Annotated in this window: 18 protein-coding genes and 2 tRNA genes; 18 read left to right on the top strand and 2 right to left on the bottom strand. The window is 63.1% G+C overall.

The window, feature by feature from the left end; genetic code table 11:
- Positions 1–50: 50 nt before the first annotated feature.
- From OZY47_RS04805 to OZY47_RS04765, 9 genes are all read left to right on the top strand, one after another.
- Positions 51–1,367 (top strand): glutamate-5-semialdehyde dehydrogenase, encoded by a 1,317-nt coding sequence (locus tag OZY47_RS04805; RefSeq protein WP_277179163.1) that lies wholly within the window; start codon positions 51–53, stop codon positions 1,365–1,367.
- Positions 1,368–1,555: 188 nt separating this feature from the next.
- A complete protein-coding gene (locus OZY47_RS04800) occupies positions 1,556–2,155 on the top strand; it encodes a phosphoribosylglycinamide synthetase (RefSeq protein ID WP_277179161.1) in 600 nt (199 codons plus the stop codon).
- 2 nt (positions 2,156–2,157) lie between these two features.
- Complete coding sequence (gene nadD / locus OZY47_RS04795; protein ID WP_277177221.1) at positions 2,158–2,886, top strand: nicotinate-nucleotide adenylyltransferase; 729 nt, start codon at positions 2,158–2,160, stop codon at positions 2,884–2,886.
- A 183-nt stretch (positions 2,887–3,069) separates the two neighbouring features.
- Positions 3,070–4,092: a ribose-phosphate diphosphokinase gene (locus OZY47_RS04790; RefSeq protein WP_277177220.1), complete on the top strand. Its 1,023-nt coding sequence runs from the start codon at positions 3,070–3,072 to the stop codon at positions 4,090–4,092.
- Between the two features lie 125 nt (positions 4,093–4,217).
- Positions 4,218–4,288 (top strand) — tRNA-Gln (locus OZY47_RS04785).
- Between the two features lie 101 nt (positions 4,289–4,389).
- A complete protein-coding gene (gene glmU / locus OZY47_RS04780) occupies positions 4,390–5,772 on the top strand; it encodes a bifunctional UDP-N-acetylglucosamine diphosphorylase/glucosamine-1-phosphate N-acetyltransferase GlmU (RefSeq protein WP_277177219.1) in 1,383 nt (460 codons plus the stop codon).
- Positions 5,773–5,778: 6 nt separating this feature from the next.
- Positions 5,779–6,189, top strand: a complete 411-nt coding sequence (gene rsfS / locus OZY47_RS04775) for a ribosome silencing factor (RefSeq protein ID WP_277177218.1) — start codon at positions 5,779–5,781, stop codon at positions 6,187–6,189.
- 42 nt (positions 6,190–6,231) lie between these two features.
- Positions 6,232–6,957, top strand: a complete 726-nt coding sequence (locus OZY47_RS04770) for a histidine phosphatase family protein (RefSeq protein WP_277177217.1) — start codon at positions 6,232–6,234, stop codon at positions 6,955–6,957.
- A gap of 314 nt (positions 6,958–7,271) precedes the next feature.
- On the top strand, positions 7,272–8,582 hold the full coding sequence (locus tag OZY47_RS04765; RefSeq protein WP_277177216.1) for an alpha-amylase family protein: 1,311 nt from the start codon (positions 7,272–7,274) through the stop codon (positions 8,580–8,582).
- A 173-nt stretch (positions 8,583–8,755) separates the two neighbouring features.
- On the opposite strand, the gene OZY47_RS04760 is transcribed toward OZY47_RS04765, so the two are convergent.
- Together OZY47_RS04760 and OZY47_RS04755 are read right to left on the bottom strand one after the other, a co-directional pair.
- The gene (locus OZY47_RS04760; protein ID WP_277177215.1) at positions 8,756–9,448 is read right to left on the bottom strand and encodes an SOS response-associated peptidase family protein; all 693 of its coding nucleotides are present in this window, start codon (positions 9,446–9,448) and stop codon (positions 8,756–8,758) included.
- A gap of 362 nt (positions 9,449–9,810) precedes the next feature.
- Positions 9,811–10,215, bottom strand: a complete 405-nt coding sequence (locus tag OZY47_RS04755) for a pyridoxamine 5'-phosphate oxidase family protein (protein WP_277177214.1) — start codon at positions 10,213–10,215, stop codon at positions 9,811–9,813.
- 373 nt (positions 10,216–10,588) lie between these two features.
- On the opposite strand from OZY47_RS04755, the gene OZY47_RS04750 reads away from it, so the two are divergent.
- The 9 genes from OZY47_RS04750 to OZY47_RS04710 all read left to right on the top strand — a co-directional run bounded on the left by OZY47_RS04750 (position 10,589) and on the right by OZY47_RS04710 (position 23,470).
- Positions 10,589–12,043 carry a DMT family transporter gene (locus OZY47_RS04750; protein ID WP_277177213.1) on the top strand — a complete coding sequence of 485 codons (1,455 nt, stop codon included), beginning with the start codon at positions 10,589–10,591 and terminating at the stop codon, positions 12,041–12,043.
- 141 nt (positions 12,044–12,184) lie between these two features.
- A complete protein-coding gene (locus tag OZY47_RS04745; RefSeq protein ID WP_277177212.1) occupies positions 12,185–13,240 on the top strand; it encodes a hypothetical protein in 1,056 nt (351 codons plus the stop codon).
- Between the two features lie 220 nt (positions 13,241–13,460).
- A tRNA-Ala gene (locus OZY47_RS04740) sits at positions 13,461–13,533 on the top strand.
- 124 nt (positions 13,534–13,657) lie between these two features.
- Positions 13,658–15,256 carry a carboxypeptidase gene (locus OZY47_RS04735; protein ID WP_277177211.1) on the top strand — a complete coding sequence of 533 codons (1,599 nt, stop codon included), beginning with the start codon at positions 13,658–13,660 and terminating at the stop codon, positions 15,254–15,256.
- Positions 15,257–15,437: 181 nt separating this feature from the next.
- A complete protein-coding gene (locus tag OZY47_RS04730; protein ID WP_277177210.1) occupies positions 15,438–16,277 on the top strand; it encodes a histidine phosphatase family protein in 840 nt (279 codons plus the stop codon).
- Between the two features lie 244 nt (positions 16,278–16,521).
- A complete protein-coding gene (locus OZY47_RS04725; protein WP_277177209.1) occupies positions 16,522–17,490 on the top strand; it encodes a magnesium transporter CorA family protein in 969 nt (322 codons plus the stop codon).
- Between the two features lie 71 nt (positions 17,491–17,561).
- The gene (locus OZY47_RS04720) at positions 17,562–18,434 is read left to right on the top strand and encodes a transporter substrate-binding domain-containing protein (protein WP_277177208.1); all 873 of its coding nucleotides are present in this window, start codon (positions 17,562–17,564) and stop codon (positions 18,432–18,434) included.
- Positions 18,435–18,671: 237 nt separating this feature from the next.
- On the top strand, positions 18,672–21,650 hold the full coding sequence (gene leuS / locus OZY47_RS04715) for a leucine--tRNA ligase (protein WP_277177207.1): 2,979 nt from the start codon (positions 18,672–18,674) through the stop codon (positions 21,648–21,650).
- Positions 21,651–22,309: 659 nt separating this feature from the next.
- Positions 22,310–23,470, top strand: coding sequence for a helix-hairpin-helix domain-containing protein (locus OZY47_RS04710; protein ID WP_277177206.1), 1,161 nt, complete (start codon positions 22,310–22,312; stop codon positions 23,468–23,470).
- Positions 23,471–23,551: the final 81 nt, after the last annotated feature.

The following is a 23,551-nucleotide window of genomic DNA, read 5'->3' as shown; positions in this document are numbered from 1 at the left end:
GCACGATGCCGTGAAACGTTATGGGCAAGACAATAAAGGGGTATGTGCGCATGGTTGATGATGGTGGCAGGAACGTGGCGTCGCTCGACCCCGAGGTGTTCGAGGACGTCTGCGCCATGGCCGATGCTGCGGGACGGGCGCAGGGCCAGCTCGCCAACGCCGACGCGGACCGCAAGAACGCGCTGCTGCTCGCCATGGCCGACGCGCTCGACGCCGGCAAGGCCGGGATAGCCGAGGCGAACCAAGAGGACATGCGCGCCGCCCGCGAGGCCGGGATGAGCGAGGGCAAGCTCGATAGGCTGCTTTTCGACGGGGCCAGGGTCGCCGCGGCGGCCGAGGGCGTGCGGCATGTGGCCACGCTCGCCGACCCGGTGGGCCAGGTGGTGCGCGGCTCCACGCTGCCCAACGGCCTGCGTCTGAGCCAGGTGCGTGTGCCGATCGGCGTGTTCGGCATGATCTACGAGGCCCGGCCGAATGTCACTGTTGATGTGGCGTCATTGTGCATCAAGTCCGGCAACGCGGTGCTGCTGCGTGGCGGCCACGAGGCCGAGCATACCAACGCGGCCACGCTCAAGGTCATCGGCGGCGTGCTGCGCGAAGCCGGGTTCGATCCGGCGCTGGTCGCCTCGGTCGACAGGTTCGGGCGCATGGGCGCCACGGCGATGATGGAGGCGCGCGGCCATATTGACGTGCTGGTGCCGCGCGGGGGAGCCGGACTCATCCAGGCCGTCGTGCGCAACTCCAAGGTGCCGGTGATCGAGACGGGCGCGGGCAACGTGCACATCTACGTCGACGCCTCGGCCGATTTCGACAAGGCCATCCCCGTCATTCTCAACGCCAAGACGCAACGGGTCGGGGTGTGTAACGCCGCCGAGAAACTCATCGTGCATAAAGGCGTGGCCAAGGCGTTCCTGCCGATCGCCGCCACCGCCCTGGCCGACGCGGGCGTCGAGCTCCACGCCGACGAGACCGCCTACGGCATCATCGAAAACGCAAACGTAGCAGGCCTCAACATGGTGCGCGCCACCGATGAGGATTGGGACACCGAATACCTCGCCCTGCGTATGGGCGTGAAGGTTGTGGATTCCTTAGGCGAGGCCATCGAGCACATCAACACCCACTCCACCGGCCACACCGAATGCATCCTCTCCGAGGACTATTCGGCCATCGAGCGCTTCACCAAGCTCATCGACTCGGCCGTGGTCATGGTCAACGCCTCGTCCCGCTTCACCGACGGTGGCATGTTCGGCTTCGGCGCGGAACTGGGCATATCCACGCAGAAACTGCACGCGCGTGGCCCCATGGGTCTGACCGAGATGACCACCACCAAATGGGTCGGCTACGGCACCGGTCAAGTACGTAAATAAAGAAGGAACGGAAACGAATGGAAGGTGACGACATGGCAGACGACAACGGCGTGAAGATCAGCGATGATTCCATGACCAACGATGGTTCCAAGACCACCGACGGCGGCGCGGCCACCGCTCTGAAAGCCAAGGGCGAGGCCGGCGCGGGGGAGGGGCACGTCGACTACGAGCTTGCCAAGGAACGCGGCATCGACGTCAACAACCCACGGATCGGCCTGAAGATCGCCTCCGAGCGTCTGGCCATCGTGCGTTACGTCTTCCTCGTGCAGGTGGAGGACGGCATCGCCACCGCCGACCAGCGCGCCTGCCTGGAATACGCCGACGCCGTGCTCATCGGCTGGCCCGAGATGGACGCCGACGACATCGCCGATCTCGATGAGGCCGGACGCCAGACCGTCGAGGAGCGCCTGCGCTCGATGGAGGGCTACATCGCCCGGTTCAGCGCCAAAGAAGCCGAGGGCGATGTCGACACGATGACCGACCTGCTGGTGCGCGCCACCGAATGCGTCGCCTCGATCCGCCGGCTCTACCAGCCCGATTTCCCCATCCCCACCTACGCCGAGATCCGCCACGTCGTGCAGGACGAATGGGACGACGACATGGACAAGATCGATTTGAAGGAGCACGACACCACCGTCGAGGCCATCGAGCAGGAGACCGAGAAGGCCGACGAGCAGCGCGACGCCAACGAGACCGACGGTTCCGGCGCCGGTTCGGATGGTTCCAAGGCCGACGGTAAGGCGGCCGCCTCTGATGGCGCTCCGGACGCCAAACACGAGGGCAAGTGAGCATGGCCTCGAAGCAGGATGAGGCCGTGCAAGGCCGCAAGATGTCGGAGCTTTCCCTCGAGACCGGCCCACAGGTGGAATTGGCGTGCCGTGTGCCGACGCGTCACCCCATGAAGCGCCTGCGCCGCATCGGCATCATGGGCGGCACCTTCGACCCGATCCACAACGGCCATTTGGTCGCCGCCAGCGAGGTGGCATGGGTCTACCACTTGGACGAGGTGATTTTCGTGCCCACCGGCCGCCCCGCCTTCAAGCTCGACAAAACCGTCACCAACGCCGAGGACCGCTACCTGATGACGGTGATCGCCACCGCCTCCAACCCCAAGTTCACCGTTTCCCGCGTCGACATCGACCGTCCTGGCGTCACCTACACCATCGACACGTTGCAGGACATCCACGCGCTTTATCCCGACGCCGAGCTCTTCTTCATCACCGGGGCGGACGCCGTCGCCGAGATCCTGAGCTGGAAGGACGCCGGCAAGATGTTCGACCTCGCGCATTTCGTCGCCGTCAGCCGGCCCGGCTACACCAGTCCCGAACGTCTGCGCCCGAGCCTCAAGGCCAAGGTCGACACCCTCGAGATCCCCGCGCTCGCCATCTCCTCGACCGACGTGCGCCAGCGCTCCTTCGAGGGCGAGCCCATCTGGTACCTCGTGCCCGACGGCGTGGTGCAATACATCGCCAAGCACGGCCTCTACCAGCAGACGGGGCCGATCCAGAAAAAGTCGTGAGGCTACGGGGCCTCCGGTCGGCAATATCCGCAACGGCGCAGTGAATCCCGAAAGCCGCCCAGCCGACGTGTGTTCCGGTCGTCCGTCCGGCCATCCAGACAGGTGGGGCGGGCATGTCGCACGCCCGTCGCGTTGGCTGGCTAGTATGGGTCACGGTTCGTGCAAACGCTAACGTTTGGAGACATGGTGAGCGCAATCCTCGAAGGAAAGCCCGATAAGAATCTCATACTCGTCACCGGCCGGGCGCATCCCCAGCTGGCGCAGGACGTCGCAAGCCAACTCGGCATCGACGTTCTCGAGACCACCGCATACGACTTCGCCAACGGCGAGATGTATGTGCGCTACACGGAATCGGTGCGCGGGGCCGACGTCTTCGTGCTGCAAAGCCATGCCGACGACGTCAACAAGGCCATCATGGAGCAGCTCATCATGATCGACGCCTTGAAGCGCGCCTCCGCCCGTTCCATCACCGCCGTCTGCCCGCTTCTGGGCTATTCCCGACAGGACAAGAAGCACCTGGGCCGCGAGCCCATCTCCTGCCGTCTCGTCTTCGATCTGCTGCGCACCGCCGGCGCCGACCGCGTGATGAGCGTCGACCTGCACGCCGCGCAATCCCAAGGTTTCTTCGACGGCCCGGTCGACCATCTGATTGCCATGCCGGTACTCGTCGACTACATCCGCGACCGATTCGAGGGCAATCTCGACAATGTCGCCGTAGTCTCGCCTGACGCCGGACGTATCCGCGTGGCCGAGCAGTGGGCGCAGCGCCTCGGCGGCGGCCCACTCGCGTTCGTGCACAAGACCCGCGACATCAACCGCCCGAACCACGCCGTCTCCAACCGCGTGGTCGGCGACGTCAAGGGCAAGGACTGCGTGCTGGTCGACGATCTGATCGACACCGCCGGCACCATCGTCGGCGCCTGCGACGTGCTCAAGGAGGCCGGCGCGAAGTCGGTCACCGTCGTCGCCACCCACGGCGTGCTCTCCGGCCCCGCCGTCGACCGCCTCAAGAACTGCGGCGCACGCGAGGTCGTGCTCACCGACACCGTGCCGATCGACGACGCCAAGCGCTGGGACGGCCTGACCGTCCTGTCGATCGCCCCGCTGCTGGCCAGCGCCATCAACGCCGTCTTCGAGGACGGATCCGTGGCCAAGCTCTTCGACACCTACCCGGTCCACCACGGCCAGGGCTTCCTGTTCGCCTGATCGCGCGGCGGCTTTGGCCGGTCCTGGCAAGACCTCGCACGACGTGCGGATCGCCGCGCCACGCCGGCGGTCTTTGTCAGCCGGTGACAGCATAATGGAAACCCGAGCCTGACGATTCAGGCCATTCCTCCATGGTGTAAAGGCAGCACACGGGTCTTTGGAACCCTTAGTCTTGGTTCGAATCCAGGTGGAGGAACTTCAACAGTCGGCTGGCTGGTCGTGAAAACGGCCGACCAGCCGATTCGCGTTCATGGCGGGCGACGCCCGGGCGCGTGGCAGCCAGGAATTGGAGTGGCAATGGCATTATCAGCAGCAATCATTCTCGCGGCGGGCGAGGGGACCCGCATGCGTTCCTCCAAGCCGAAGGTCCTGCACAGCCTGGCCGGCAAGACGTTCCTCGAGCGTGTGATGGCATCGGTCGGCGCGCTCGACCCCGCGACCCTCGCCGTCGTGGTGCACTATCAGGCTGATCGTGTCTCCGAAGCCGCCCGCGGCTATGACGAGCACGTCACCATCGTCAACCAGGACGACATCCCCGGTACGGGCCGCGCGGTGCAGTGCGCCATGCGTCAGTTGGGCGAGGCCGGCAAGCTTGAGGGACCGGTGCTCATCGCCGCCAGCGACATGCCCCTGCTCGACACGGTCACCCTGCAGGCCTTGATCGACTTCCACACCCAGAGCGGCAACGACGCCACCGTGCTCACCGCCAACCTCGCCGACCCCACCGGCTACGGCCGCATCATCCGCGACAGCGACGGCGGCGTGCTGCGCATCGTCGAGCAGAAGGACGCCAACAGTAGCGAGCTGGCCGTCCACGAGGTCAACACCTCCGTCTACGTCTTCGACGCCGCCGTGCTGGCCAGCGCCATCCAGGGCCTTGATTCCAAGAACGCGCAGGGCGAGTTCTACCTGACCGACGCCCTGGAGACCGCGCGCGCCACCGGCAAGGTCGGTGCCTTCACCGCCCCCGACGCCCTGAGCGTCGAAGGGGTGAACGACCGTGTGCAGCTCTCCAACCTCGCCCGCGCGCACAACCGCCGCATCTGCGAGCACTGGATGCGCGAGGGCGTCACGATTCTCGACCCCAGCACCACATGGATCGAGGACGACGTGGAGCTTGCCGAGGACGTCACCCTGCTGCCCGGCTGCTTCCTGCAAGGCCACAGCGTCGTCGCCAGTGACGCCGTCGTGGGGCCATACACCACGCTTATTGACGCCAAGGTCGACGCCGGTGCCACCGTCGAGCGCAGCCGCGTGCAGGAGTCGCATATCGGAGCCAACGCCAACATCGGCCCGTGGACCTACATGCGCCAGGGCAACGAGCTCGGGGAGGGCACCAAGGCCGGCGCGTTCGTGGAGATGAAGAAGGCCCACATCGGCAACGGCACCAAGGTGCCGCACCTGAGCTACGTCGGCGACGCCGAGCTGGGGGAGCACAGCAACGTCGGCGGCGGCACCATCACCGCCAACTACGACGGCGTGCACAAGAACCGCACCCGCATCGGCTCCAACGTCCACGTGGGCGCCGGCAACCTCTTCGTCGCGCCCGTCGAGGTGGGCGACGGCGTGACCACCGGGGCCGGCTCGGTCATCCGCCACGCGGTGCCGGACGACTCGATGGTATATTCGGAAAACACACAACACGTAGTAGAGGGCTGGAAGCCCGAATGGGAGCGTTGATCTTATATGTCAGCTTTGCAAAGTTCCATTGACGCCTTGCGTCTCGCCGCCGCGGCCGCCGATCGCGTGAAGGCCACCGACATCGTCGCCTTCGACGTCACCGGCCCCATCGCCATCACCGACGCGATGCTCATCGCCACCGCCTCCAGCGAACGCCAGGTGCTCGCCGTGGCCGAGGAGGTCGAGAAGGAGCTCTACACCAAGGGCGGCAAGCTCGAGCCTCGCAGCCGCGAGGGCCTCGAGGAGGCGCGCTGGGTGCTGTTGGACTACGGCGATTTCGTCATCCACATCATGCACGAGGAGGAGCGCGAATACTACGACCTCGAGCGCCTGTGGAAGGACTGCCCGCAGATCGACCTTCAGATTCCCGCGGCTCCCGACGACGCGAAGGCCAACATCTCCGCCGACAACGATTGATCCCCTGGCCCGCCAAAGGGCCACCGAGGAAAGTGAACGACAATGGATTTCAGCACGCTCTTTGACAACAACGTCCATGTGCGCTCCCTGACGCTCGTGCGCCATGGACGCACGGCATACAACGCCTCCGGGCGCATCCAGGGCAACGTCGACATCCCGCTCGACGAGATTGGCGACTGGCAGGTCCACCAGACCGGCAAGGCCCTGAAGGAGCTCTACGTCGACCGTGTCGAGGACGAGGACCGCCAGCGCCTGGTCATCGCCTCCGACCTGGGGCGCGCCGAGGCCACGGCACACGCCTTCGCCGACCTCATCGGCGCCGAGGTGCACCCCGAGCCGCGTGTGCGCGAACGCAACTACGGCGATTGGGAGGGCATGTACACCCGCGACATCGCCACGCGCTACGCCGAGGACTTCACCTCGTGGATCCATGGCGAGGACGGCGCGCTCAAGCACGGCGTCGAGCCCGACCTGCACGTCGGGGCCCGCGCGGCCGAGGCCATCAACGAATGGGTGGGCAAGGCCAAGCCCGACACCGACCTGTTCGTCTTCTCCCACGGCGCGTGCATCGCCGACACCGTGCGCACCCTGCTCGCCATCCCCGGCGAGGGCGACGCCAACAACGTCATCTTCTCCATGCGCAACGCCCACTGGGCCCGCCTGCTTCCAATCGCGGTGCCGGGCAAGCCGCTGCGCTGGGCGCTCACCGACTACGACAAGGGCCCGGCCATCGCCGACACCGACGAATGGGAGCACCCCAAGCTCTGAGTGAGTACACAGCTTTGCATACATCGTTTTGGGTCTCAATTTTCCTGGACGATTGCTGATTTCGATAAACCCGACCTTCACCTAGGTCGGGTTTCGTCGTTTTTATATGAGTTCCGGTGAAGTCTGCTCTGCTTACGTTGTTCTAAATCATTTCAAGCAGTACTGGTGGAAACCATATGGCCAGCGGTGTTCTGCCGAGGACTCAAGCCGTTCATCGTAAGCCAACGAATTCCGGCTCGCTGGCGTGGCTGATAAGGTGGTGGGAGCCGAAAGATCACGGTGTCGTAGAGGGAAGCGGGTGCGCTATGCGTGACATGAGCCAACGTATTTGGTGGCAGGTCTACCCCTTGGGGTTCTGCGGGGCCCCCGTCCGCCCCGACGACGACACGCAGCGCGACATGGTGCCCCGGCTCTCACGCCTCGAGAACTGGCTTGATTACATGCGCCGCATGGGGTGCGACGGGCTGCTGCTCGGCCCGATCTTCGACTCCGACACCCACGGTTACGACACCACCGATTTCTACCGCATCGATCCTCGCCTCGGCGATGATGCCACCTTCGACGCCTTGGTGCGAGCTTGTCATGAGCGGGGCATCGCGGTGATGCTCGACGGCGTCTTCAACCACGTGGGCCTGGCTTTCCCCGAATTCCAGGCCGAACGTAAGCGCGCCCAGGCCGAGCTGGAGGCGGGAGGCCAGCCAAGCCATCGCGACGATGACATGTTCACGTTCAGCGTCGGCGAGGATGGCAAGCTCGATTACGAGAAGTTCGAGGGCCACGCCATCCTCCCCGCCCTCAACCACGATTCGCCGCACGTCGCCGACCTGGTGGTGGACGTGATGGAGCACTGGATGCGCCGTGGCGTGGATGCCTGGAGGCTCGATGCCTCGACCACCGTGCCGGCCGCGTTTTGGGCCAAAGTGCTGCCTCGTGTGCGCCGCGATTTTCCGCGCGCATGGTTCATGGGCGAGGCCATACAAGGTGACTATCCGAAAATTGTCAGGGACTCGACCATGGACACCGTCACCCAATACGAGCTCTGGAAGGCCATCTGGAGCAGCCTCAAGGACGGCAACTTCTACGAGCTCGACTGGTGCCTCAAACGCCATAACGGCTTCCTCGCCACGTTCACGCCGCAGACCTTCATCGGCAACCACGACGTCACCCGCATCGCCAGTGTGATCGACCCGCCGAGGCTCGCGCTTGCGGCCACCATCCTTTTTACGCTTGGCGGTACGCCCTCGGTCTACTATGGCGACGAACGCGCGATGAAGGGTTTTAAAACCGACGGGGTGGGTGGCGATGACGCCGTGCGTCCGGAATATCCGGAGACGCCCGAGGGCTTGGGCAAGACGGGGGAGTGGATGTACCGGCTCACCGGCCAGCTGGCGGCGTTGCGTCGTTCGCGCCCGTGGCTGCTGGACGCGACGAGCGCCCCGACCCTGGTCGACAACCGTCGCTATTCCTACGATGTCACCGCGCGTGGCGTTGGCGCGGCCACTGGTGATGGCGGCGGTCACGCCCCAAGTCTGCACGTTGATTTGAATCTTGACCCGCGGCCGTACGCCGACATCTATGAGAACGGCCAACTTCTACTCCATGTCGAGCATCACGAGCGCGAGTGATTCAGGATTTCAGGCCGCGTTTGGAGGCAAAAATTCCACATGCCTGTATATAGACATATAGGGCTGGCGATTTCCGAATGTCTATTTACCTATTAAGCGCTATTGCAAACTATTGGCGATAGCTGCTATACGTCAAAAACCAACTGTCGCAATCCCGCAGTCCGCAATCCCGCTCAGAACAGGCTCAGCGGCGTCTCATGGCTCAATGGCTGGATGATCTGCGGCCCGTCGCCCTCGATCTTGGACACCTCGTGGTAGATGAGCTTCTCCGAGACCGCGTAGCCCGCATCGCGCATGCCCCTGATGATGGAGGCGCCGTCGGTGGCCGGGTCGAGCCACAGGTCGGTCTTGTCGCGGGGGATGAGCAGCGGCATGCGCTTGTGGATCTCCCAGAACTCCTCGGTGGCCGCGCAGGTGATCACCGTCGCCGTCAGCTTCCAAGGCGTCGCCGGGTTGGGGCGCCACCACGAGTAGAGCCCGGCCAACGAGAGTGGCGAATCATCGGGGGCATGGAAATAGTGCGGACGGTGGCTTTTGTATTCGAAATACCCCGAGGCGGGGATGATGGCGCGCATGCAGTGCATGGAGTCGCAGTAGAACGGCCGGTACTGCGCCGATTCCACGCGGGCGTTGTAGGTCTGGAAGGGGAGGGCCTCGTTGGGGCTGGAGCGCGGGATGAGCGACCAGTTGGCGCCGCGCAGGTGGCGCACGCCGTTCTTGCCTTGGGCCACCAGGGCGATGGTCTGCTTCGGCTTCACGGCGAAGGTGCGCATCGGCAGCGTCTCGTGCGAAATCTGGTCATCGTCGACGCCGAAATCGTGGCCGATGGCGTCCCAATCAAGGTCCATGGAGAATACGCGGCACATGCCTGGCTCCTTTACAAGCAAACACATGGCGTATTCGTCACTGCAAGAACCATCTCGACGAAACGATGAATATTAACCACATATTTAAATAGATAAGTTACGTCTTTACGTATTCATATATACCGAAATCGACGGAAAATGTCAGGCGGTTCCGCTGTGTTTTGGCGTGTCGACGTCAAACGTTTTTAAAAAGGAATCATTATATTGATGAAGCGATGATTAAAAGACGACTTGATGAACAAGGTTGACGCGCTGATTTGCTGCGTGCGCATATGAAAATCGAGGGCTCCGGAAGCTCCGGAACCCTCGATTGGTGTTGTCATCCCTCAAACAGAGGCGTCGCCCCTTGGGATTGCCGCCATTCAGTCCTTGCTGATGGTGGTGCCGGCCTTGGCGCCGGCGGAGAGGTCCTGGATCTCGGTGATCTCGAGGACGGGGATGCAGGCGGGCTTCTTGGTGCCGTTCTTCTCGGCGACCTTCACCTGCTCGTCGTAGATGGCGTCGTCGGAGTGCAGGGTCACGTTGCCGCGGAAGCGGTAGCCCTTCTTGCTCTCGAGGTTGGCGAAGCAGATGACGAGCTGGCTGCCGTCCTCAAGGTTGCGGTAGTGCTGGCCGGCGGTGCGCTCGTGGTAGGCCAGGTGGTTGTCGTCGAGCACGAACATCGACATCTTCGGGCCGAGGTCGAGCTGTCCGTCCTTGCTCACGGTGGCGATCCACGCGAGGTTGTTGGCGATGAAGTCCTTCATTTCGGGGGTCAAGGTTGCCATGTTGTTTCCTTTCGTTGATTTTTCTTATTGGTTTCATCTTACGTCGTGCGGCGGCTGTTCACTGGGAATGGGCTGTGAGTTAGCTCACCGAACGCCGGGGCTTTGGGGCGGCCTCTCGCGGACTCGTATGGCAGGCCTGCTGCCGGACGGGATTTTGGATTTTGTGACCAACGGGTGAAATCTTCATTCCGACGTGATGTTCCTCGTCATTTCAGGCGTGTTGCGTGTGATGCGGCGATTATCTTTGAAATCAAGGCATATCGAATCGAATCGTTGGGACGACGGAGCGGATATTGTGGCTCGCGCGTCGCGGTCGATGGCACGATTCGCTATGTGGCACATGTCACGACGGCTGGCAACAAGGGAGAGAACGTTGGCTCAGGGCGGCACGGCTGATACCGGTGTGGGGGCTGCGGCCAAACGCGGCCTTCGACAGACAGGCGACTCCACGGATTATTCAGGCGCTGCGGCCGAGACCAGCAACATGAGTATTGCTACCAGTACCTCCGCATGCTCCACAAGTCGCGAGGCGAATTCAGGCATTGGATCGTCGGCGAATCCCCATGTTTGCGCCAACGCCGCGAATCCGAGTGAATCCAAATCTTCAAGCCAAACCGCAACATCCCAGAACACCGCGTCTTGTGGTCAGCCCGGGCAATCCGACAACCCGAAGGTCTCCGTGTCATGCAGCGGCTTCGCGCGCCAGCCGGTTTCCGCCAAGCCAAACGCCGCCGCGAAATCCGGGCCTTTCCTGAAGCCGATACCCGGCGCGAGACCTATATCCATCGTCAGACCGATCAAATCCGTCGCCGCGCACCTGGGTGTGAGCCCCGAGCTCGCCAGCGCCGCGTTCCACCATCCCATCTACGAGACCCGCCGCGGGTTCCAGGGCCTACGAAGCCGCATGTCGCGCAACTTCCCGCCCAACCTCGCGCGCCTGATGCTCCTGTGCTGTGCGGCGCTGTGGGGCGGCAGCTATCTGGTGGCGAAGGTGGCCATGACCGCCATCTCGCCGCAATGGCTCATGGGCCTGCGCACCGGCGGCGCCTGCGTGGTCATGCTCATCCTCTTCCACCGCAGCATCATCCCCGCGCTCAACCGTCACATGATCGTGCCCGCCCTGGTGGTCGGCGTCACCTACTACGGCACGATGGTGATGCAGACCTACGGCCTCAAGACCATCGACCCGGGCCGCAGCGCCTTCCTCACCGCCGCCTACTGCGTGCTCACGCCGTTCGTGGCCTGGCTGGTCGTCAAACGCCGCCCCTATATCATCAACCTGCTCGCCGGCGTCATCTGCCTGCTCGGCGTCGGCTTCATCGCCCTGAAGCCCGGCAGTGTCTCCCTGGCCCTGTCGCAAGGCGACCTGCTGACCATCGGCTGCTCCGTCGTCTTCTCGTTCAACCTCACCTATCTGGGCATCTATTCCAAGAGATTCAACGCCATCGCCGTCACGTTCCTGCAATTCGCGGTGGCCTGCGTGCTCTTTTTGGCCGGGGCGGTGCTCACCGAGCCCGCGCCCAGCATGGCATGGCTGAAGCCCAGCATCGTCGTCAGCTTCATCTACCTCTTCCTCGGCGCCACCACGCTCGCCCAGATCATGCAGAACGTGGGCCTGGCGCACGTCTCCGCCGCCTCGGCCTCGATCGTGCTCTGCACCGAAAGCCTCTTCTCGGAGCTTTTCTCGATCGTCTTCTGGCACGCCCAGGTTAGCCTCACCCTGTTCATCGGGTTCGCGCTGATCTTCTGCGCGGTGCTGCTCTCCATCCTCCACAAGTCCATGTTCGTCTCACTGGTGCGCCGCGTCGAGGACCGTGTGCTCAAGTGAAATTGTCGAGCTTGTCAGTGGAGCTTGCGTCGTCGCGAAATTTACCTTGGGCGAACATCGTGCGTGTGTTGTGAGCATTCGGCGGGACTTCAAAAATCTCCCAGCGTTTCCTCATTTTTTCCGTTACTCTTGGGCTTTACTATGAAGAATTTTTTCAAGGGGATATCGATCTCTCAGATCGTCGCGGGCGCGCTGGCGGCCGTCACCTCCTTCCTGCTTTCCGCCAAGATCGGCATCGCGGGTTCCGTCATCGGCGTGGCGATAGGTTCCATCGTCTCGGCCGTGGCCTCGCAGATCTACCAGAACGTGCTCAAGGAGTCGGGCAAGAAGCTCCAGTCCGCCACGCCCTATGGCGGTGACGACGATGAGGAGACGCATGCCGGGGCGGACGACCGCACCCGCGTCATCGGCTCCAGCGCGGTCGGTACGCTGGGAGGCGACGAGACGTCGGGGCTCGCCCAGCTCGCGCGTGGCGACAAGAGCGACGCGAAAGACAAGGATAAGGATGCCGTCGGCAAGGATTATGGCAAGACCCGCGTGATGCCGGCCGTGGCCGACGGGGGCAAGACCACCGTCATGAAGCCTGTTGGCCCAGGGGCGAAGACGAAGGCGGGGAAGGCCGTCCAGAACCGTCGCGGCGCGGCCATCGCCGGCAAGACGAACTCGGAGGTGCAGAAGCGCAACAAGCGCATCGCCATCATCATCGCGGTGGTCAGCGCGCTCGTGGCCGTGGGCATCACCGCCGGCGTCATCATGCTCGCCACCAAGGGCCAGGGCACCGACGACGTGGTGCGCAACATCGTCAAGGCGCCCACCAGCCAGCAGCAGACGCCCAGCGACGACTCGTCCAAGAACGGCACGTATTCCGACGGCTCGTCCAACGGCACGAATGGCAGCAGCACCAACAAGCAGAACGATTCCAGCACGTCCGGAACCAACGGCGGCACCTCGTCCAACGGCGCCGACAGCTCCACCAGCGGCAGCGGCTCCTCGTCCACGTCCGGCTCCGGATCCACCGGCACGGGCAGCGGCTCCGGTAGCGGCTCAAGCGGCACGGGAAGCGGCACCTCCGGTTCGTCCGGATCCACCGGCACGGGCTCGGGGACCGGCAGCGATGGCTCCTCGTCCGGCTCGACGGGCAGCGGCTCCTCGTCGTCCGGCACCGGTTCGGGTGCCAGCGGCTCCGTCAGCAAGTAGCCCGCGACGAATCGTTTCGGGATGCGGTCAATGCGCCGATGAGACATGCCAATTTGTTGGTTTCCGTCTCATCGGCGCTTTTGCTTACCTGCGCAAAAGCCTTGAAAAGTCGCGGAAACCGGGCCGGCAAAGAACGTTTCGACACGCCGGTTTTGCGTTCCTGCGGGATTGATGTAAGCTATCTAAGGCTTCGCAAGGAGCCAACAACTTAAACAAGACCGGGGCTATGGCGCAGCTGGTAGCGCATCTCCATGGCATGGAGGGGGTCGGGAGTTCGAATCTCCCTAGCTCCACCGGTAAGGCTTCCAAGGATTTCCTTGGAAGCCTTTTTCATATTCCGCACTGGCCATCGGCGGCCGGTATCCCTGGCATTAAGCTGGACGGTATTGCTCAGACGATCGAAAGGGAGGGCGCGGCATGGACGAGATGACGAAGTCGAACGGCACGATGACGAATAAAGGGAGTGTGTGCCAGTGCACGCAAGGCAACGGCGAGGCCGGCAAAACGTGCAAGATGGGTGACGCCGACCAAACCAAGTTGCGCCCGACCGGCGAGCACACCACCAGCCACACCATGAACCTCAACGGCGAGACCCTGCGCTATCAGGCCACCGTCGGCACCATCACCATCGACACCAAGGACGTCAAGCCAGCCGCCAGCGTCTTCTACAGCGCCTTCGAACTGACTGACGAGGCGGGTGAAGTGGACACCACCCGTCCGGTCACCTTCATTTTCAACGGCGGGCCCGGCTCGTCCTCGACCTTCCTGATGATGGGCTCGCTCGGCCCGCGCCGCATCAGCATCCCCGACGCCGCGCCGGTGCCCGCCGCGCCCTACGGCCTCGACGACAACCCCTGCACGATGCTGCCGTTCTCCGACATCGTCTTCATCGACGCCCCCGGCGCCGGGTTCTCGCAGATCGCCGAGAAGGCCAAGAAGGAGCTCTACTCGGTCGACGGCGACGTGAAGGGCTTCAGCGCCTTCATCCGCGCCTACCTCACCCGGTTCCATCGTTGGAACTCGCCGAAATACGTGCTGGGGGAGTCCTATGGCACCACACGCGGGGCCGCTCTCTCGTACCGTCTGCAGCGCGACGGCGTGGCGTTGAACGGCCTGGTGCTCATCTCCAACATCCTCGACTATGCCTTCACCTTCGACACCTCCGACCAGTTCTATATCGGCTATTTCCCCACCTACGCCGACGTCGCCCACTACCACGGACGCGCCGGGCAGGGCGTGAGCATCGAGGACCACCTCAACGCCGCCCGGACCTTCGCCAACGGCGAGCTGCGCGAGGCGCTGGCCGCCGGCGATCGGCTCGACGAGGCCACCAAACGCAAGGTCTCCGAGCGCTACGCCGAGCTGACCGGGATCGACGCCCAATACGTCTACGATTCCAACCTGCGCGTGGTCGACATGCGCTTCCGCAAGCAGCTGCTGCGTGACCAGAGCATGATCGTCGGCCGCTACGACGGGCGCACCAAGGGCTTCGACCTCGACAAGACCGCCCAGGAGGAGACCTTCGTGGTCGACGACTCCTTCCTCGACCCGGCCTATTCGAGCGTCGCCAACGCCTACCTGCGCGACGAGCTCGGCTGGGACGGCGACGAGGAGCGCAAGGGCTTCGCCGATTTCGACTGGGAGTCCATGGAGCCTGGCAAGGGCTGGACCTGGTGGCACACGCTGCCCGAAGGCGCCCTGAGCTCGTGGGGCCCGCACATCCCGTTCCCGACCGTCACCGCCGACCTGGCCGCCGCCATCGCCCGCGAGCCGACGCTCAAGGTGATGATCGGCAACGGCATCTACGACCTGTGCACGCCGTTCAACCAGACCGAATACGACATCGATCACATGGGTCTGCCCGCCCCGTTGCGCCGCAACATCGCTTTTACGTACTATCCAGCCGGGCACATGCTCTACACCGCCCCCGAAAGCATCAGGAAGTTCGCCGGCGACCTCAAGCGCTTCTACGCCGCGGACGTCGAGGGAATAGCCGCCATCAACGAGCGCAAGTAGCGGTCCGGTCGCTCTCGCTGCCCGTTCTCTGCAATTCGCCGTCCGCCAGATATTGACGGACGATCTCGGCTTGGCCGGCCCATGATGCCCGCATGTCGTACATCGTGGGCCGGCGGCACAATGGTGGCATATGCCGCGCCTTGCGCCATGCGCGTGGGTGCGAAGCAACAAGGGGGAACGAATGATCGATGAAGTGATTATGCTGCGCCATGGACGCACGTCATACAATGTGATTCACCGTCTGCAGGGCCAGGTCGACGTGCCGCTCGACATCATCGGCCAATGGCAGGTCGACCAGTCCGGCCTCGAGCTGGCGAAACGCTATTACTGGGCCAAGGTGAGCCATATCGCGCGCAATCCGGAGCTGCTCGCGCAACCCGGCCCGCAGGCGGCGAAACGCAGCGAGATCGACGAATACCAGAAGGCGCCGGCCAGCGGACGGGCGATGAAAGTGATGTCGAGCGACCTTTTCCGCGCCTCGCAGACCGCCCACGCCTTCGCCGACATCCTTGGCCTGCCCGTCACCCTTGACAAAAGCCTGCGCGAGCGCAGTTTCGGCAGTTGGGAGGGCATGACCCGCGACGAGATCCGCGAACTGGACGCCGAGGCCTACCGCTCGTGGCGCGCCCACCAGGGCGGCGAGTCCAAGTACGGCGTCGAATCGCGCGCCGAGGTCGGACGTCGCGGGGCCGAGGCGGTGCTGCGCCTCATCGCGCAGAACGCGGCCGACCAGACGCCCACCACGCTGATGATCGTCAGCCATGGCTCGTTCATCGCCGCCACGCTCGAGACGCTGCTGGGCATGGACGCCGAGGTCGATGAGCTCGGCAACATCCCCAACGCCTTCTGGTCCACGCTCAAACCCACGGCCAGGCCCGACGGTACCTATGCGTGGAAACTCACGGAATTCAACTGTGGTCCGGCCATCGCCGGCGAGACGGATTGGTCCAACGGGCCCGAGGAGCTGCGCAACCCCGACATGCCCGAGATGAAGCCGCTGGCGCCCTCGCAGACGGTATAGCCGCGACGCGCCGCCCAGGCCGGTAACGCCACGCGCGAAGGCGGCACGAAAGTTCCGCCGAGGGGTTATTCTTGAATTTTGGGTTTGAATGCGGGAATCCCTTGGGCCGCGTTCCGTTCGCCGTTCCATCGCATCTGTATGGACGGCGGTAGGGGAGTGTGGGCCAGGGGTGGCCAGGGCGGCGGCAGAACCGGCGCCTCCCGCGGGGACCGTACAGCGATAGCGCGAAAGGCGGGTGGCAGACATGTTGAGGATGTTCAATACCATCAACGGGCAGGTCGAACAGATCAACAAACCGGAAGACGGCTCATGGTTGTGCCTTTCCGACCCCACCGACGTCGAGCTGACCACCGTGGCCCAGGAGACCGGCGTCGACCTCGCCGACCTGCGGGCCCCGCTGGATGACGAGGAGCGCTCGCGTGTGGACGCCGAGGACGACTACACGATGATCATCGTCGACATCCCCACCGTCGAGCAGCGCGACGGCCGCGACCACTACGAGACCATCCCTCTTTCCATCGTGGTCACCGACACCGCCATCATCACCGTGTGCATGCGCGACACGCCGGTGCTGCACCCCTTCATGGAGGGCACGATCCGCGGGTTCAACACCTATATGAAATCCCGGTTCGTCCTGCAGATCCTCTACCGCAACGCCACGATGTACCTGCGCTACCTGCGCATCATCGACCGCAACTCCGACAACCTCGAGTTGAAGCTCCAGCACTCCATGCAGAACCGCGAGATCCTGATGCTGCTCGAGCTCTCCAAGACCTTGGTCTATTTCACCACCAGCCTCAAGTCCAACGAGATCGTGATGGAGAAGCTGCGCGTCACCGAAAAGCTCAACTCGCTCACGCACCTAAAGCAGTACCCCGAGGACGAGGACCTGCTCGACGACGTGATCACCGAGAACAAGCAGGCCATCGAGATGGCCAACATCTACAGCGGGGTTTTGGCGAACATGACCGACGCCTCCGCCTCGATCGTCTCCAACAACCTCAACAACGTGATGAGGATTTTCACGATCATCTCGATCATCATCTCCATCCCCACGCTCATCTTCTCGATGTACGGCATGAACTTCCAGACCGGCATGCTCGGCATGCCCTTCACCGCCTCGAAGTGGGGCTTCGTCATCGTCATCGTCATCTCGCTGGTCATCACCGCGCTGGCGACATGGTGGCTGACCAGATCGAAGCTGTTCAAATGAGCAGGCGGTTCCGGCGATTTGGTCGTTCTGGCTTGCGCGCGCTCGCGGCATCGTTGTGTGGTGTGGCGTTATTGCTGACCACGGCGGGCTGCGGTGCCGAAGCGCCCGAATCCGCCAACGTGCCCCAAGGCCCGACCATCGCCATCGCCGTCCCCAGCGACGAGCCCGGGCTGGGGCTGTTGCACGAGGGCCGCTATTCAGGCTTCGATATCGACGTGGCCCGTTACGTCGCCAAGAAACTCGGCTACGCGAACAAGCAGATCGTCTTCAAACCCGTCGCCCCCGGCCAGCGCGCCTCGATTCTCAAGGACGGCAAGGCCGACATGCTGGTCGCGGCGCTGCCCGCGGGCATGGGCGTGTCGGGGCAATCGGGGGACGACGGCATCGGTGTGTCCAAGCCATATCTGGGCGTCTCGCGTGGGCTGATGGTCTCCTTGCGCCTCAAACGCTTCTTCCATGACCGTGATTCGTTCGCCGGCCGGCAGGTCTGCACGGCCAGCGCCGGCGTCGACACCTCCCGTTTCGTGCAATACCTGCCCGGGGCGGTGCTTCAGACGCGCGACACCTACCAGCAGTGCCTCACCGCCCTCATCGCCGGCGAGGCCGACGCCGTGAGCGCCGACGACGCGCTGTTGAACGGGCTTGTGCAGAGCGACGGGCATGGACGCATCACAGTGCTGGACTCTTCGGCCTTCACCCTTCCGGCGGATGGCGGGTCGGCCGCGAATCCTTCTCCTGATGGGTCTGCTTCCATGTTCCCGCAGGTCGCGGTGGTGGAGCACGCCGTCGCCATCCGCCAATCCAAAGGCGAGCTGACCGCCAAGATCGACACCATCCTGGGCGACATGGCCAAGGACGGCTCGTGGCGCAAGGCCGCCGACACGATGTTCCGCACCATCGGCTACCGCCCTGACCCCTCGTTGAATCCCACCGACGCGTCCTGAGCCCCCACTGCTATACGGGCCCTTACTGCGGGAATAAGCACCTTTTTCGGGTGATTTTGATGCTTTTCCCACTGGTCGGAGAGATACTGCGGGAATAAGCACCTTTTTGAGGGTGGTTTGGCGCTTTTTCCACTGGTTTGGGTTGCAGCCCCGGGGAATGGCCTTTTTCACGGCGACATGACCGAGGTGTGGAAAAGTGGCCACCTGTGTCCAGTTGAGCCACGATAATTTCGAGATATGAGTGACAACGAGCAGAGCGTGGACGGCCACGCCAATTCATCAAGTGAGCCATCCTACCGATACAACGCCAAGATGGCGCAGGGCATCGAAGAGAAATGGCAGAAGACATGGGACGAGAAGGGCACCTTCTGGGCCGCGAACGTCAAGGGTGATCTGACCGACGGCAAGGGCAAGCACGCCGACGGACGCACCCCGTATTTCGCCATGGACATGTTCCCGTACCCCTCCGGCAAGGGCCTGCATGTCGGGCACCCGCTGGGCTACCTCGCCACCGACGTGGTCAGCCGCTACCACCGCATGAAGGGCGAGAACGTGCTGCACGCCATGGGTTACGACGCGTTCGGCCTCCCTGCCGAGCAGTACGCCGTGCAGACCGGCCAGCACCCACGCGTCACGACCGAGGCCAATATCGCCAACATGCGCCGCCAGCTGCACCGCATGGGTCTGAGCTTCGACAACCGCCGCACCTTCGCCACCATCGACCCCGGCTACATGCGCTGGACGCAGTGGATTTTCTCGCGCATCTACGACGCCTGGTACGACCCTGATTTCGTGCGTCCCGACGGCGGCAAGGGCTCCGCCCGTCATATCGATACGCTGATCGACCAGTTCAAGAGCGGTAAGCGAGCCATCCCCGGATTCGAGGATTCCGGAAAATCATGGGATCAGCTCACCGAAGCCGAACAGGCCGACGTGCTCAACGACTTCCGTCTGGCCTACATCTCCAAGTCGCCGGTCAACTGGTGCCCGGGCCTGGGCACGGTGCTCGCCAACGAGGAGGTCACCGCCGAAGGCAAGTCCGAACGCGGCAACTTCCCGGTCTTCCAGCGTGAGCTGCGCCAGTGGTCCATGCGCATCACCGCCTACGGTCACCGCCTCATCGAGGACCTCAACATCATCGACTGGCCGCAGAAGGTCAAGCTGATGCAGCGCAACTGGATCGGCGAATCCCACGGCGCTTCCGTGCACTTCAAGGTCGATACCCCCGACGGCGAGCGGGATATGGAGATTTACACCACTCGTCCCGACACGCTGTTCGGCACCACCTTCGCTGTGGTCTCGCCCGAGCACGACCTGCTCCATCACGTTCCCGCGGCATGGCCCGAGAACACGCCCGAGGACTGGAAGGGCGGCTATACCACGCCGGCCGAGGGTATGAAGGCCTACCGTCTCGCGGCCGAATCCAAGACCGCGCAGGATCGCGTCGACGAGGGCGGCGAGAAGACCGGCCTCTTCACCGGCCTCTACGCCGTTAACCCCATCACTGGCGACAAGCTCCCGCTTTTCACCGCGGACTACGTGCTGATGGACTACGGTACCGGCGCCATCATGGCGGTGCCTGGCGGTGACCAGCGCGATTACGACTTCGCCAAGAAGTTCGGCCTGCCGGTCATCTACACCGTCAAGCCGCTGCCTGATTCCGGCGAGGACCTGAGCAATTACGAGGGCAAGGCGCCGTTCGTCTCCCACGACGGCATCGTCATCAATTCCTCGACCGACTCCACTTCGGCGAAGGGCGACAAGCTGGATCTGAATGGCCTGCGCGTCAACGACGCTATCGAGAAAGTCAACAAGTGGCTCGAATCCGCGGGTGTCGGCGAAGGCACCGTCAGCTACCGTCTGCGCGACTGGCTCTTCTCCCGTCAGCGCTACTGGGGCGAGCCGTTCCCGATCGTCTACGGCGAGGACGGCGTGCCGCACCTGCTGCCCGACTCCATGCTGCCCATCAACCTGCCCGACGTGCCGGACTACAGCCCGAAGACCTTCGACCCGGAGGACGCCGAAAGCAACCCCGAGGCGCCGTTGAGCCGCAACCCTGACTGGGTCAAGGTCACGCTCGATTTGGGCGATGGCCCCAAGACCTACTACCGCGACACCAACACCATGCCCAACTGGGCCGGTTCCTGCTGGTATTACATGCGCTACCTCGACCCGGGCGACACCGAACACATGGTCGATTCGGACGAATACGAGTACTGGATGGGCCCGAACCACAACAAGGAATCGGGCAAGACCGGCGGCGTCGATCTCTACGTCGGCGGCGTGGAGCACGCGGTGCTGCACCTGCTGTACTCGCGCTTCTGGCATAAGATCCTCTTCGATCTGGGCTACGTCGATACCCCGGAACCGTTCTACAAGCTCTTCAACCAGGGCATGATCCAGGCCTACGCCTACACCGACGACCGCGGCCAGTACGTGCCCGCCGCCGAAGTGGAGGAGGGCCCGGCCGACAAGTCCGGCGAGCCGACGTTCACCTGGCGCGGACAGCACGCCAACCGCGAGTTCGGCAAGATGGGCAAGAGCCTCAAGAACATCATCACCCCTGACGACATGTACGCGCGTTACGGCGCCGACACGTTCCGTCTTTACGAGATGAGCATGGGCCCGCTCGACGAGTCCCGCCCGTGGAACGACCGCAACGTCGTGGGCGGCATGCGCTTCCTGCAACGCCTCTGGCGTAACGTTGTCGACGAGAACACCGGCGAGGTCACCGTCTCCGACGTCAAGCCTGACGCCAAGACGCTCAAGTTGCTCAACAACACGATCGCCGCGGTGACCGAGGAGATGGAGCACATGCGCCCCAACACCTCCATCGCCAAGCTCATCGTGCTCAACAACCATCTGACCGGCCTCAAGGCCGTGCCGCGTGCCGCCGTCGAGCCGCTGATCCTCATGCTTTCGCCGATCGCCCCGCATATCTGCGAGGAGCTTTGGGCCAAGCTTGGGCACGCCGAGTCGCTGGCGCACGAGCCGTGGCCCAAGGCCGACGAGCGCTACATGGGCGAGGACACCGTCACCGCCGTGGTGCAGATCAAGGGCAAGGTCCGCGCCAAGCTCGAGGTCAGCCCCTCCATCGACCCCGACGAGCTCAAGGAGATGGCATTGAAGGTCGTCGCCGCGCGTCTGGGTGGCAAGGAGCCACGCAAGGTCATCGTCAAGGCCCCGAAGATCGTCTCCATCGTTCCTGGCGAGTAGTGGCTGGCGGGCTTGGCGAACTCGACGGGCGGTTTGGTTTGTTGAGTTTGTTGAGCTTATCGAGGCTATAGGGCTCCATAGAGCGATTATCAGCGCACGGAAGTATCCAGCTCATGTATTGGTTGAGCGAACTGGACACTTCCGTGCGCTGGTTGCGTTTCAGCGGCCGTTTCGTTCCATTTCATTTCTGGACTGGATGATTTGCTCTGCTGAGCGGGTGCGAGTGTGTGTATCGTTCCAGTTCACCTGTGGGCTGGATGTTCTCGATGGTGACTGGATTTCAGCGTCCCGATCGTTCCAGTCCATGCTTGAACTGGATGATTTGCTTCGCTGTACAGGTGTGAGTGAGTGTATCGTTCCAGTGCGTGTGTGGACTGGATGATTTCGTATGGTGATTGGGCCTCAGTGGCTTTATTATTCCAGTCCATTTGTGGAATGGTTGATTTGCTGCACTGAGTATGTGTGAGCGGTCGGATAGTTCCAGTTCGTCTGTGGACTGGAGGATATATGACGTTGCTGAAGCGTTGGCTTGCGCCTTTTTGACCAGGAATACATGGCTGCTATACGCGACACGCCTCAAATGTGGATAACCCCAACCGTTCGACCACAGTACCCGTTTTGGCTTTTCATTCCGGCGGTGTTCGTGCAAGCTGGAATGCATGAGCACTTTGAATCTTCTGAGAAACGGCGATGGTGGACGCGGCGACGTGATGGAGCGGTTGCGCCTGCCGAATGCTGCCAGCATGACTGGAGACGGTGTTTTCGGCGAGAAACATGGCCACGACGGCTGGGTGGCCAACGAGCTGGAGCTGCCGTCGCGGCGGAAGGCTGAAGCGAGCACGCTGTCGTCGTATAGTAAGCTTTCCGCGTCGCCGGTGGACGAGGGAATCCTTAGGCTTGGTCTGCCGCCGTTGCCCGATAATCCTTTGCCAGCTTTGTCAATGACCTCGCGTTCAAGGACGGTTCCGACCGGCGATTTCGATGCCGTGATCGCGGGCAAGACGCGCGATGCGCCGGTGGGTGATGATGGTCTCGAATGGTATACGGAAAGACCCGAACAGGTTGGTTTTCGCGATGATGCCGTTCGTGATGGTGATGATGTCGTCCACGATAGTGGTGATATCGCTGATGTTCGTGACGATGATGACGAGCGATACGTGGCAAGTTTCAAGTTGGATCAAGCTGAAAAATCTGATTCCGCAGCAGATACCGTAAGCAATATCGACGACGAGGATGAGGAACTTGTGCCTCGCGGAGGGGTCGTCGAACGTAAACATGCCAAACCGGATGACGGGCAAGATGGTTCGCCACGACATGAGAAGGCCCGTAGTCTGCCGCGGTTGCTGTTCAAACCGACCCACGCGCTGATCGCCATCCTCGTGCTGACCGTAGCGTTGTGCGCGAGTCTGACAATGCTGGTGCAGCAGACCATGAACTTCGCCAAGGAGGAGTCGGCGACAACGTCGGTCGTGAGTGGCGCGGATGATTCCAGAGGGTCGTCTCATTCCGGAAACAAGAGCAAGTCACGGAAATCAAAATCGAAGGCCGGCGCCTCGTCGGCGTCGGCGGCGAATCCCAATGTTGCTCAAGCTCCGCAGCAATCAGGTGTAGGCGGAACGGCCAATTCGTCGCTGGTCGACATCAACACCGCCGACGCCACGCGTCTGCAGACCATCAAGGGCGTCGGCCCCGTGATGGCCCAGCGCATTATCGACTACCGCACCGCCAACGGGCCCTTCACCAGCGTCGATCAGCTGCAGCAGGTCAGTGGCGTCGGCCCGAAGACTCTGGAGAAGATGCGCGGGCAGGTGACCGTCTGATGCGTGGTGGTGGATGGGGCGAAGCGCAGGCCAATGGTGAAGAACTGCCTATACGTGCACGCCGTGATCAGTCGAGATTGG

The sequence above is a fragment of the Bifidobacterium sp. ESL0790 genome (assembly GCF_029395435.1).
In the GTDB taxonomy this organism is placed as follows: domain Bacteria; phylum Actinomycetota; class Actinomycetes; order Actinomycetales; family Bifidobacteriaceae; genus Bifidobacterium.
This window is presented reverse-complemented; position numbering and strand designations above follow the sequence as displayed.